This window comes from Abyssisolibacter sp. ZYX002, assembly GCF_056892235.1.
The window spans coordinates 837,551-850,652 of the sequence record NZ_JARMXH010000001.1; the positions used below are offsets into that span (position 1 = coordinate 837,551).

A 13,102-nucleotide genomic window follows, 5' to 3' on the forward strand; every position below is an offset into this window, starting at 1 on the left:
TTATCTAAAATGATAAATAACCAAGGGTTACCCTTGGTTATTATTTTAAGTCAAATTCATATAATGCATACTCAAAAGAAAGAGTATAGCCTAATTTTTCAGCTAAAGCCCTAGAGCCATAATTTTTTTGCATGCAATCCCAATAAGGATTAATATTGATGATTTTACATTCTCTAAGATATTCATTTACAGCCACAGTTGCTAGACCTTTTTTTCGGTAACTCTCATGTGTAACTATATGAGATTCCATGCTTGCACCATCAGTAAAACTAGTTACACATGAACATACTGCTTTATTATCATGAATAATGCAAAAGCCTACTCCATTGTTTAAGAAGTCTTCAAAACTATCCCACCACTCAAGTATAGCATCTTTTACAAAAGACATATCATAGTTACTATCATCTAGTAATTCTTTATCTACCCTTTTCATGATATATTCTACAGTAAGGTCGTATTCTTTTATAGTACACTCTTGTAAGCCGTTGTGTTTATATACATATTGTTTAGATTCATACATATTTCTACTATGAAAAACTCTTTTTAATGTTTTGTCCCATTCTTTGCTAGTACCACTAAATTCAAAAGTATTTAAACCTAGCTTGTTGGCCCTCTGAGTTATTACTTTATCTATAAAGTCATTAACAGAGCTATTAAAATCAGTATTATTTGCATCACCTATGAAGTAAAATCCTTCAATACCTCTTGACCAAATCATAGCTGTTTTGGGTGACTGTATATTGTCAACAAAAATCCAACCAGGATTATAACCCCTTGCAACAGCAATAACTTCTAAATTAATTAGTTCATTTTCCAGTAAATGAGCTATTTTATCAAATTGATTTTTCTCTAATTCGTATATCATTGTAACAGCCCCTTATGTTTTATTAGTTATCTAATCATAGTTTAATACAATATAGAATATTTGTATAGCTAAAGATTAAGTTTTAATACTCCTAAAGTTATGCCAGAAAAATTCATATGGTTTATTTATATACAACATTATTAATGATCTCATCTATTGATTTATAAGCCATTGGTGCTTCGTAGCTTATTGTATTGTTTACTTATAATATTTTTATAAGCTATAATATAAAAAGCTGTAACTTAAGAATAAGAGAGAACCTGTATTACTAGTTCTCTCATTTATATATAAATCAATCTATATTTACACAGTTATTTTTATAATCCTGCAATTAAAATTATTCTTTAAGTAAGGTATAAGATATAACCACCTTATAAATTTCCAACGATTTTTATGAAAATCAAAAATACTCCATTCTTTCAGAAATCTGATATCTGAATTTATTTGTTCCATTTCTTTTCCAGTTTTTATCCCCCACTTAAATACTGCTCCAGTTTTAGAAACAGTATCATGTTTTTTACTATTTTTAATATAAAATGGAGCCATAATGTCAAAAAGTATAGTAGCTCCTGTGAATTTTTCAGACATTTTGTTCATTAGGACATGTATATCATTTTCGGAAAAATACATTAGTATCCCTTCGGTAATAAATAAAGTGTCTTTAGTTATGTCATCTATATAATCTATCCAAGAAAAGTCAAAAACAGATTTACCTATCATTTTATGTCTAGATGTCTCAGTAAAAAAATTTTTTCTTAGCCTTATAGGCTCTGGTAAATCAATATCGTACCAATTAATTGTACCATTATCAACTCTAAAATACCTAGTATCTAGACCACAACCAATATTGATTATATTGGCATATGGATGTTCATTAATAAATTTTGTAACCTCTGCGTCAAATATTTGCGTCCTAACTGCTACACCTGTTTGAGACATCCATGAACCATAGAATTTTGAGAAATCATAATCAATTTTTTGCATCATCTCAATAGCTTTTTCATCTTTTATTATTGGGTCCTCTCTTTTGGTTTCGATAGCTCTAGCCCAAAGTGGAATAAGTAATGTTTCAGGTACGTCACTTAAAGATTGTTTCATTATCACACCTTCTTTAACCGTTATATTTAATACTGATTATATTTTACAATATATATCCAAAAATGTAAATGATAATAATTATCATAATTGATAAACAGATTTCCATATTTGAATTAGCAAACTAAATTTCTTACATCAGCAAGTATGATAAGTAGATTAAGACATATGAAGATATTAAAGAATCTTTTTATAATACTCTGATATCATTTTGTTTTAAGATAAGCATTTTATCATATGATAATGGCCTCTTCCCTACTTGCCTATTCATAATACTTTTATTTTGTCAAGTCTTCAACATAAGCCATTCCTTCCATACTCATGAATATAAACTATTAAGTTTTGGAAATACTCTTTCATATACAGTTATCATATTTAGCCTAGCTCTATATACTTGATTTTAACTGTGTAATATGTTAGAATACCAATTAATATTATAATTTAAAGACAATGAATAGGAGTAGTAGGTGCTATGGAGCTTTTTAGAGAGCTGTTGGTTGGTGTAAAACAGTAAGCGACAATACCGAACTCGCCTTAGAGTTTCTTAGCTGAATATTATTAGGCTAAGACGGACTCACCGTTAAAGAGTTAAGTGTATTTATAGAAATAATATATTATTCTATTAAATAAACTAGAGTGGTACCACGGAATAAACCTTTCGTCTCTAAATCAGACGAAGGTTTTTTTAATGTATTAATTATTTTTTATTAGGAGGAATTAATGTGAGTAATATCTACAACCATAAGGAAATTGAACAAAAATGGAAAGGTATTTGGGATAAAAAACCAGTTAATAAAGATGAACCCGGCAAGAAAAAGTATTACTGTTTAGACATGTTTCCATACCCATCTGGTAGTGGTCTTCATGTAGGACACTGGAGAGGATATGTATTAAGTGATGTTTGGAGTAGATATAAGATACTACAAGGTAATTATGTACTCCATCCAATGGGATGGGATGCATTCGGCTTACCAGCTGAGAATTATGCAATAAAACGAGGAGTTCATCCAAGTATAGCTACTAAAGAAAATATAAAGAATTTTAGAAGGCAATTGAATGAAATTAGTGCAATATATGATTGGGATAAAGAAATCAATACTACTGATCCTAATTACTATAAATGGACACAATGGATTTTTGTAAAGATGTTTAAAGCAGGTCTTGCATACGAAAAGCAAATGCCTATTAACTGGTGTCCTTCATGTAAAACAGGTTTAGCTAATGAAGAAGTTGTAAATGGTGGCTGTGAAAGATGTGGGTCTGTAGTTACTAAGAAAAACTTACGTCAATGGATGCTGAAAATCACTGCATATGCGGAAAGATTACTTAACGATTTAGATACTTTAGATTGGCCAGAAAAGGTTAAGAAAATGCAAGCTGACTGGATTGGAAAAAGCTATGGGGCTGAACTTGATTTTAAAATTGAGGGATTTGATAATTCTATCAGTGTATTTACCACTCGTCCTGATACGTTATATGGAGCAACTTTTATGGTATTAGCACCTGAACATGAAGATGTTGCTACTATCACAACTGGGGATAATAAAGAAAAAGTTGAAGAATACGTATATAAGGCATCTACAAAGTCATCAGTTGATAGAATGGCAGACAAAGATAAAACGGGTGTATTTACAGGAAGCTATGCTATAAACCCACTTAACGGCGCAAAAATACCAATCTGGATATCAGATTATGTATTAGCTGATTATGGTACAGGTGCAATTATGTGTGTTCCTGCTCATGATTATAGAGACTTTGCATTTGCTAAGAAATACGATTTACCTATAATTCAAGTAATAGCAAAAGAAGGTGAAGAGTTAACTGAGTTAGAAGAAGCTTATACCGACGAAGGTATAATGGTTAACTCTGATGTCTTTAATAATATGAAATCAGTCGATGCAAAAGAAGCTGTTGCAAATTATCTAGAAGAACATGGAATAGGCAACAAGAAAGTTAATTATAAATTAAGAGACTGGGTATTCTCTAGACAAAGATACTGGGGAGAGCCTATACCTATTATACACTGCCCTAAGTGTGGAACTGTTCCAGTTCCAGAAGAACAATTGCCTGTTAAGTTACCAGATGTTGAATCTTATCAACCTACAGGTACTGGTGAGTCACCTCTTGCAGGTATTGAAGAATGGGTTAACACTCCATGTCCTGAGTGTGGAGAAATGGGTAAATATGAGACTAACACCATGCCTCAATGGGCTGGTTCATCGTGGTACTTCTTAAGATATATAGACCATAAAAATAAAGAACAAATAGTATCACCAGATAAAGCAAAAGAATGGCTTCCAGTTGATATGTACGTTGGTGGAATAGAACATGCAGTACTTCACTTATTGTATGCAAGATTCTATACTAAGTTTTTAAATGATATAGGCGTAATTGAGTTTAACGAACCATTTAAAAAACTATTCAATCAAGGTATGATTTTAAAAAATGGTGCTAAGATGGCTAAATCAAAAGGTAATGTAGTATCACCTGATGAGTTAGTTGATAAATACGGTTGTGATTCATTAAGAATGTATGAATTATTTGTAGGGCCACCAGAGTTAGATTCTGAATGGGATGATAGAGGAATCGAAGGAGTTCACAGATTCATAAATAAAGTGTGGAATTTGGTTGTTAATAACGAAAATGTAGGTACTGCAACAAAAGAAATGATAAAAGTTCGAAACCAAATGGTTTGCCAAATAACAAAAAGATTAGATACACTCCGTTTGAATACTGTAGTAAGTGGATTTATGGAATTTACAAATGAACTCAATCATATAAAAAAGAAAGAAGGATATATAGATAAGGAGACAATCCAGACGTTAGTAATATTGCTAGCGCCATTCTCGCCACATATATCGGAAGAATTATGGAATAGATTAGGTAATGAAAAAAGTGTATTTGAAAATAGTTGGCCAAAATATGATGAATCAAAGATTCAAGATGATATGATTGATATACCAGTACAAATAAACGGTAAGGTAAAAGAAACTATATCAGTGGAGAAAGATGGGGCAAAAGAAGCTATCTTAAAGCAAGCAAAAGAAGCCATTGCAAGCAAAATTGAAGGTAAATCAATTGTTAAAGAAATTTATGTACCTAATAAGATAATTAATATTGTAGTAAGATAAATAATAGATAGGCTGTTTATTAAATGTTTACGATGAACAGCCTTTTTTAAACTATGTATTTGTCATTTCAAACAGCCAACTTGTGTAAATAACTGTTTATACATTCGACAGCTTATTCTACTCAATATTTCCTATTTTTATGACTATTTTTTGAAACCTTCTCATTACCATGTTTAAAGTTTCCAGTAGCCTTTGCCAATAAAAGTTGTTTTCCATATTCATCGGTATTATTTAATTCAGCTATTAATTTTAATGCCTTTTTTCCTGTAAGAATCATAATTCGTTGGTTTTTCCAATAGATCATTACTTTGTTATCCTTAGTAATTTTGTAGCTAAAATTATTTTCTTCTAATCTTTTGCGTTTATCAATACAATTTTTGTTATCCACCTTTTATCCACCTCCGTATCATAATCATCCTTCTTTTATTTTATTTCATATTCGTTCTTCGTTTAGGCAAGTATATAAATTAAGACTATATTTACTCATATATCCAGTCCTTTTGGCAATATACTCATTTGTAATTGATCTTTAAATTTACCAAATCTCATACTTTCTCCTCTACATACACCTTCTTCCAAAAAGCCAGCATTAATATAACACTTAACAGCTTGGCTATTATACTTTAATACTCTTAACCATATTCTATTAAATCCTAATTCTCCAAAACCAATATCTAGTATACTTTTTATTACCTCATATCCATAACCCTTTCCTCTTTCCTCTGATTCGATAAGAATACTTAACTCTGCTCTTCTGTTCTTCCATGAGATATTAAAAAAAAACTCTATTATTCCAATAAACTCTTTATTTTCATTTAATATTTTATAGCATATGCTTTTTCTGTCTTTAAATAATTCTCAGCAGGTAGCTCATAACACCTAACATCTCACTAACCTCTTTACCTTTATGCAAGTACGTATAGCGTCTAAGTCTTTATACACAGCTCGCTCTAACTCTACTTTAGGTATTTTTATATTCATGTTAATATGTAATTTCAAGCATTCTACAGGGAACTTAACACAGCTTTCCTTCCCTCCAAGAATAAAAAAGAGCGATAATCGCTCTTTTTTTATTTTGATATATTTTCTGTAATCATTAACTTAAATTACAAATAATTCTAAGTTTTATGAAAATTCAGAGATTAATGCTTTTAATATTTTTTAGTAATTTAATATTAGTTCTTAGCATATCATCCAAATATCCCAAGTTACAGCTTTATCTTGGTTCTACGATTAATTTTATGGCAGTTCTTTCTTCACCGTCAATTTGAATATCTGTAAACGCTGGAATACAAATTAAATCAACACCACTAGGAGCGACAAACCCTCTTGCTATCGCTACTGCTTTCACTGCCTGGTTTAGAGCACCTGCCCCTATCGCTTGGATCTCTGCTGATCCTTTTTCGCGTAAAACACCTGCCAATGCTCCCGCTACAGAATTTGGACTTGATTTTGCTGACACCTTTAATACATTCATTAATAAAAGCCCCCTTTTAAAATTATATATTATATATAAACTAATATTACAATTCAACAAAAATCTGTTAAAATCCTCCTTCATTGATAAAAAAATAAGAAATAAATATATAAATCTTATTTTTATTGTGATTATTAATGAATTTTAGTATAATTTGTCGTTGTAAAATAGCCTATTGGTGGTATTTTGATACTTTTTGGTATAATTTGTTGATATGGTAAACGACTAATAATCATATGCTTTAGAATACTTTACTTTTTGCATATATGTTTATTTTAAAAAAAGGGCTCCCTGATTTTTCAAGGACACCCTTTTAGCTGTCTAATTTTAAAATTTCTTGGTTGCAATTAATATATACTACTTAGCATATTCAATCGCTCTTGTTTCTCTAATCACGTTTACTTTTATTTGACCAGGATATTCTAGCTCATCTTCTATACGTTTTACAATATCTCTTGAAACATGAATAATATCTAAATCACTAATCATCTCAGAATCTACTATTATTCTTATCTCTCGTCCAGCCTGTATAGCGAATGACTTATCTACACCTTCAAACGAATTAGCTATTTCTTCTAGCTTTTCTAATCTCTTAATATAAGACTCTAGTGTTTCTCTTCTTGCCCCAGGTCTTGCAGCCGAAATAGCATCAGCAGCTTGAACTAGAACAGCTTCTATTGTCTTTGGTTCTATATCACCATGATGTGCAGCAACCGCATGTATAACAGCTTTTGACTCTCTGTATTTTCTACATAAATCAACTCCGATACTAACATGTGGTCCTTCTACTTCATGGTCTACAGCCTTACCTATATCGTGTAACAATCCTGCTCTTTTAGCTATCTTAACGTCTGCACCTATCTCAGCAGCCATTATACCTGCTAAATGAGAAACTTCCATCGAATGCTTTAATACATTCTGTCCATAACTTGTTCTAAACTTCAACCTACCTAGTAGTTTAACCAGTTCTGGGTGTATACCGTGCATTCCAGTATCAAATGTTGCTTGTTCTCCAACTTCTCTTATATGGTTATCAACTTCTTTTCTTGCTTTTTCAACCATTTCTTCAATTCTTGCTGGATGAATCCTACCATCCGCAATTAATTTTTCTAAAGCAATTCTAGCTACTTCTCGTCTAATTGGATCGAATCCTGATAGTATAACTGCTTCTGGAGTATCATCAATAATTAAGTCTATACCTGTAGCTGTCTCTAATGTTCTAATATTTCTACCTTCTCTTCCTATGATTCTACCTTTCATTTCATCGTTAGGAAGAGCAACTACTGAAACAGTACTTTCTGCAACATGGTCTGCAGCGCATTTTTGTATCGCATAGGATACTATTTCTTTCGCTCTCTTGTCAGCTTCAAGCTTAGCATTATTTTCCGTTTCTTTTATCAACACTGCTACTTCGTGACTTATCTCTTTCTTAACATCATTTAGCAATAGCTCTCTTGCTTCTTCTGATGTTAAGCTTGATAATTTCTCTAGCTTTTCAACCTGTTGCTGATACAATACTTTAATTTGAGCTTCTTTTTCTTCAAAAGTCTTAATTTTTTTAGATAAGAAGTCATCTTTTTTCTCTACTGATTCAGATTTTCTATCTAAAACTTCTTCTTTATGAATAAGTCTTCTTTCGAGCTTTTGTAATTCATTTCTTCTGTTTCTATTTTCTCTTTCCATTTCGGTTCTAAGTTTATGAACCTCTTCTTTTCCTTCTAATATATACTCTTTTTTGATTGTTTCAGCTTTGTTATAGCTATCTTCAACTATTCTTTTCGCTTGTTCTTCTGCTGTCATAACTTTATTTTCAGCAATATTTTTTCTTATATATATACCAAGGAATACTCCTACAACTGCTCCTATTAATCCTCCTGCCAACATTTCTAACAATCTAACTAGCACCTCCTTTTCTATTAAATTATTCGATTATTCTTGCATTTACATAAACATATTAATAAGTATAGTATTGAACTGACTATTTATAATCTTAACATTATTTTATTTTCAGAGAATATTTGATAAAATTGCGTGTTATAAGAATGAATTATATAAAATAGCTGAATAAATTAAAGTTTATATGAAATGATTTATTATCATAATAATCCAGTTACTTTTAATTATTGTATTTATGATACAATGACATTTATATTTATGTTAGCGATTCATCATTATTTTCCCTGTATATATGTGTTAATTTTATATATAAATAATCTAAATTCAAATATAACCGAGCTTACCCGGCTATTAAAATAATAAATAAATATAATAAATTATAATTATATTTAAAAGCTGATACCGTCTTTATTTTAATACTTTTACAGACTTCTGTCAAGTCTGCTGTTATGTGGTATAAGGCTAGTGTAAACAATTATTTCTTGTTAATAAACTACCAATCTTTAATATGTCTTTGTTTACTATATATTTATGATAAAAAAACTATAATTATTTAATAAATATTAATTTGAACATCATAAATTTTAATAATCATCTATTAACTGATTTATAGTCTTATTTATTTGATTTAAATTAAATCCTTTTCTGTAGAGATACGCTTTTATCTTGTCTCTATAGTTTTTATCTTTTAACTGCTCAGCATTTTTTACCTTTTTCTTTAATATAGCTAAAAGTGATTTCGTATCATCTATGTCTACACTGTTTAACACTTTCCTTATTATATCACTACTAACACCTTTGTTTTTTAGCTCGGATAACGCCACAGCTTTGCTTTTAAGCTTATTGTTTATATAATATGATATATAGACCTCGCAATATTTCAAATCATCTATATACCCCATCTCAGTTAATTTGGCTACGACTCTATCTACTAATTGTTTTGAATAACCTGCCTCTTTTAAATAAATGCTCATTTCTTTTTTAGTTCTAAGTCTATAGGATAGCTTCTTGATGGATTTATTTATAGCCTCATAATCAAGTGACTTTTTTTGTATGTACATATCCTCCATGTAACCTACTTTTCTACCTACATAAAGTTGATATTCCTTAATCACTTCTTCATTCAATGTATACTTGTATTCATCGTCAATATAGATTAAATTTTCTACCTCATTATTCTCTATGTTAGTAACTTTCATGTTTTCCTCCAAAAAACTCCTATTAGCTAATTATTAGCCAATAGGAGATTATTTTATTCAGCATTTATTTGATTATTTTCTGTTTCAGCATCTTCTTCTAACAATCCGTGCTTTTTCCTTACCTTATACTCTATTTCATCCATTAAATCTTTGTTTTCTGCAAGGAATAGCTTTGCATTGTCTCTACCTTGACCTAATTTATTGTCATCATAGCTATACCATGAACCGGATTTTTTAACTATATCAGTTTCAACTGCTGCATCTAATATACAACCTTCCTGCGATATACCTTTTCCATATATTATATCAAACTCTGCTATCCTAAATGGCGGAGCAACTTTATTCTTAACTACCTTTACTTTTGTTCTGTTTCCGATCATTTCATTTGCTCTCTTGAGAGTCTCTATTCTTCTTACATCAAGTCTAACTGATGAATAGAACTTCAACGCTCTACCACCTGTAGTAGTCTCTGGATTACCAAACATCACTCCTACTTTCTCTCTTAACTGGTTAATAAATATAGCAACTGTATTAGATTTTTTTATAGCACCTGCTAATTTTCTAAGTGCTTGAGACATCAATCTAGCTTGCAGACCTACATGACTATCTCCCATTTCACCGTCTATCTCTGCTTTTGGTACTAATGCAGCAACCGAATCTATTACTATTACATCTACTGCGCCACTTCTAACAAGTGCTTCTGCAATTTCTAGTGCTTGCTCTCCTGTATCTGGTTGTGATACTATTAAATCCTCTGTCTTTACTCCTAAATTTCTAGCATACACTGGATCTAATGCGTGCTCTGCATCTATAAATGCTGCTGTTCCTCCGTTTTTTTGGCTCTCAGCAACTATATGTAAAGCTACTGTAGTTTTACCAGAAGATTCTGGTCCATATATCTCTACTACTCTACCTTTTGGTACTCCACCTATTCCCAATGCTATATCAAGTTGAAGTGCTCCTGTTGAAATTGATTCAACATTAAGTACTGAATCTTCTCCTAATTTCATTATAGAACCTTTTCCAAACTGTTTTTCAATTTGACTTAACGCCATCTCTAATGCTTTATTTTTCTCTAACATAATAAACCCAGTTTTACTGGTTCACCACCTTTTCTATTTCTCGAACAGACGTTCTATGTACATTATATACTACTTCTTTTACTCGGTCAATCTTTTTTGTAAATAAATATCAATCTAAAATATAATATCTAAAATGGATACACTTTTCAAGCAAATTTTCTAGCTACATTGAAATTATCTCTACTCCATCCTCAGTAACTAATAAGGTATGTTCCCACTGTGCTGAAAGCGAGCCATCTTTAGTCCTTACTGTCCATTTGTCTTTTTCATCAATACACACTCTATTTCCTCCACTGTTTAATATAGGCTCTATAGTAAATACCATACCTGGAACAAGTATCATACCCGTTCTTTTTCTACCAAAATGAAATACAAATGGATCTTCGTGAACAGCTAATCCTACTCCATGCCCACCGAATTCTCTTGCTACAGTAAACCCATTAGCCCGTGCATGTTTTTGTACTTCATAACCTATATCTCCAATAAAACTTTTCCATGGTTTTACAACTTCTATACCTTTATATAAACACTCCCTTGTTACTCTTACTAGTTTTTCTGCTTCTTTACTTATTTCTCCTATTCTATACATTCTAGATGCATCTGTGTAATATCCACTTAACTCTGTAGTCACATCTACATTTATTATATCTCCACTTTTTAATATATCTTTTTTGCTTGGTATGCCATGACATACTACATTGTTTATAGACGTGCATATACTTTTTGGGTATCCCTCAAAATTCAATACTCCTGGTCTAGCTCCTTTACTAATGGTATATTTATATGCTAGCTGATTGAGCCACTCTGTACTTATTCCTTCTCTTATGTTTTTACCAACCATATCAAGCAATCCGCTATTTACAATCCCACATTTCTTTATTCCCTGTATCTGCCTAGCATTTTTAATAAGCTTTCTAGATGGAACTATAATGTTTCTTTTTTTTAAAGCTTTCAATCTTTGATCAAATTCCATATGACATTCTTTGTAGCTCCTTTTACTACCACACCAGCAATAATCATTTATACTATGCATTGCTTCCCCCCTTATATCGCAATACTTATAAGTCTAATAACTGTACAACAAAAAATTATGAGAAAAATCGCTCATAATTTTATAAATCCTCTTTAAGTAACTTTATCACAAGTTCAAATGCGGTATTTGCTGTTTTATTTTGGATTCTATCTCTTGTGCCTATAAATATTCGTTTTGTGGTGTACTCTACATCTTTTGATGCTACTCCAAAATAAACTAATCCCACTGGTTTTTTATCTGTTCCTCCTGTTGGACCTGCTATACCAGTAACTGAAACTGCTATGTCTATATCGCTTTTATTGTAAAGTCCTTTTGCCATAGAAAGTGCAACTTGTTTGCTTACTGCCCCATATTCCTCTAAATCTTTATGGTTTACATTCACTTCTTCGATTTTAGCAGTGTTGCTGTATGTTACTATTCCTCTATCAAACACAGCTGATGAACCTGATATTCTTGTTAATCTACTACTTATTAGCCCTCCTGTGCATGACTCACAAAAACCTATCTTAAGTCCTCTTTCTTTTAGCAACTTGTATACCACTTCTTCTATTGATTCATCTTCTTTGCTGAATAAGTATCTTCCTATTTTATCTTCTATTTGTTTGATAGTATCTTCAAGCATATCCTCAGCCTGTTTTACTCCATTTGCTTTTGCTGTAACTCTTATTTCTACATGACCTTCTTTTACATATGGTGCTATTGTAGGGTTTGTTTGATTTTCTATCAAATCTATAATTTTTTCTTCTAAATCCGATTCTCCTATACCTGTAAATCTTAGTGTTTTTGATTTTATAATATTGTCAGCTCTACTCGCTAGTATTTTTTCTGCTTTAATAAACACATTTTCTAATTCCTTTGGTGGACCAGGTAATATGATTATAGTTTTTCTATTCTCTTCTAAAAACAACCCAGGTGCCGTTCCAACTTCATTTTTTAGTACTTTACTGCCTTCTATGATATAAGATTGTTTTTTCACTGAGTCTACATATTTTTTTCTTCTATTTTTAAAGAATTTATCTATATCATCCATGACATTTTTATCAAATATAAGTCTTTTATCTAAAAGCTCTGCAACACATTCTTTGGTAACATCATCTTTGGTTGGCCCAAGCCCACCTGTGAGTATCACCAAATTTGATCTATCTAATGATGTCTTAAGTGTTTCTTTTATTCTTCCCGGATTATCTCCTACACTTGTATGATAATAAATATCTATCCCTAAGCTAGAAAGCTTTTCAGATAGATATTTTGAATGTGTATTATATATATTTCCTAGTAGTATTTCTGTACCTACATTTATAATCTCACCTTTCATCGCTGACCT

At 31.1% G+C, this 13,102-nt stretch carries 10 protein-coding genes, 1 pseudogene and 1 other annotated feature; of the genes and pseudogenes, 1 reads left to right on the forward strand and 10 read right to left on the reverse strand.

Annotation, left to right across the window (positions count from 1 at the left end):
* Window positions 1-40 precede the first annotated feature (40 nt).
* The gene (locus tag P3X86_RS03750) at window positions 41-865 is read right to left on the reverse strand and encodes a GNAT family N-acetyltransferase (RefSeq protein WP_483291286.1); all 825 of its coding nucleotides are present in this window, start codon (window positions 863-865) and stop codon (window positions 41-43) included.
* 303 nt (window positions 866-1,168) lie between these two features.
* A complete protein-coding gene (locus P3X86_RS03755; RefSeq protein ID WP_483291287.1) occupies window positions 1,169-1,963 on the reverse strand; it encodes a class I SAM-dependent methyltransferase in 795 nt (264 codons plus the stop codon).
* A 438-nt stretch (window positions 1,964-2,401) separates the two neighbouring features.
* Window positions 2,402-2,629: a binding site (T-box leader), on the forward strand.
* 53 nt (window positions 2,630-2,682) lie between these two features.
* Here P3X86_RS03755 and leuS point away from each other — a divergent pair.
* On the forward strand, window positions 2,683-5,091 hold the full coding sequence (leuS, locus tag P3X86_RS03760; RefSeq protein WP_483291288.1) for a leucine--tRNA ligase: 2,409 nt from the start codon (window positions 2,683-2,685) through the stop codon (window positions 5,089-5,091).
* Window positions 5,092-5,212: 121 nt separating this feature from the next.
* Here the strand turns inward: leuS and P3X86_RS03765 are convergent, their stop codons facing one another.
* From P3X86_RS03765 to P3X86_RS03800, 8 genes and pseudogenes are all read right to left on the reverse strand, one after another.
* Window positions 5,213-5,479 carry a hypothetical protein gene (locus P3X86_RS03765; RefSeq protein ID WP_483291289.1) on the reverse strand — a complete coding sequence of 89 codons (267 nt, stop codon included), beginning with the start codon at window positions 5,477-5,479 and terminating at the stop codon, window positions 5,213-5,215.
* Window positions 5,480-5,574: 95 nt separating this feature from the next.
* Window positions 5,575-5,928, reverse strand: a pseudogene (locus P3X86_RS03770) (GNAT family N-acetyltransferase); the annotation flags it as partial.
* A gap of 379 nt (window positions 5,929-6,307) precedes the next feature.
* Window positions 6,308-6,568: a stage V sporulation protein SpoVS gene (gene spoVS, locus P3X86_RS03775; protein WP_483291737.1), complete on the reverse strand. Its 261-nt coding sequence runs from the start codon at window positions 6,566-6,568 to the stop codon at window positions 6,308-6,310.
* A 357-nt stretch (window positions 6,569-6,925) separates the two neighbouring features.
* Complete coding sequence (rny, locus tag P3X86_RS03780) at window positions 6,926-8,452, reverse strand: ribonuclease Y (protein ID WP_483291738.1); 1,527 nt, start codon at window positions 8,450-8,452, stop codon at window positions 6,926-6,928.
* Between the two features lie 596 nt (window positions 8,453-9,048).
* The gene (locus P3X86_RS03785) at window positions 9,049-9,663 is read right to left on the reverse strand and encodes a regulatory protein RecX (RefSeq protein WP_483291290.1); all 615 of its coding nucleotides are present in this window, start codon (window positions 9,661-9,663) and stop codon (window positions 9,049-9,051) included.
* A 53-nt stretch (window positions 9,664-9,716) separates the two neighbouring features.
* Window positions 9,717-10,745 (reverse strand): recombinase RecA, encoded by a 1,029-nt coding sequence (recA, locus tag P3X86_RS03790; protein ID WP_483291291.1) that lies wholly within the window; start codon window positions 10,743-10,745, stop codon window positions 9,717-9,719.
* A 163-nt stretch (window positions 10,746-10,908) separates the two neighbouring features.
* Window positions 10,909-11,778 (reverse strand): type I methionyl aminopeptidase, encoded by an 870-nt coding sequence (map, locus tag P3X86_RS03795; RefSeq protein ID WP_483291292.1) that lies wholly within the window; start codon window positions 11,776-11,778, stop codon window positions 10,909-10,911.
* A gap of 79 nt (window positions 11,779-11,857) precedes the next feature.
* The gene (locus P3X86_RS03800) at window positions 11,858-13,093 is read right to left on the reverse strand and encodes a competence/damage-inducible protein A (protein ID WP_483291293.1); all 1,236 of its coding nucleotides are present in this window, start codon (window positions 13,091-13,093) and stop codon (window positions 11,858-11,860) included.
* Window positions 13,094-13,102: the final 9 nt, after the last annotated feature.

Coding starts and splice junctions, on each gene's coding strand:
- map (WP_483291292.1), bottom strand. CDS start 11,778: ATGCATAGTATAAATGATTATTGCTGGTGTGGTAGTAAAAGGAGCTAC.
- rny (WP_483291738.1), bottom strand. CDS start 8,452: ATGTTGGCAGGAGGATTAATAGGAGCAGTTGTAGGAGTATTCCTTGGT.
- P3X86_RS03755 (WP_483291287.1), bottom strand. CDS start 1,963: ATGAAACAATCTTTAAGTGACGTACCTGAAACATTACTTATTCCACTT.
- recA (WP_483291291.1), bottom strand. CDS start 10,745: ATGTTAGAGAAAAATAAAGCATTAGAGATGGCGTTAAGTCAAATTGAA.
- P3X86_RS03800 (WP_483291293.1), bottom strand. CDS start 13,093: ATGAAAGGTGAGATTATAAATGTAGGTACAGAAATACTACTAGGAAAT.
- P3X86_RS03750 (WP_483291286.1), bottom strand. CDS start 865: ATGATATACGAATTAGAGAAAAATCAATTTGATAAAATAGCTCATTTA.
- P3X86_RS03785 (WP_483291290.1), bottom strand. CDS start 9,663: ATGAAAGTTACTAACATAGAGAATAATGAGGTAGAAAATTTAATCTAT.
- spoVS (WP_483291737.1), bottom strand. CDS start 6,568: ATGAATGTATTAAAGGTGTCAGCAAAATCAAGTCCAAATTCTGTAGCG.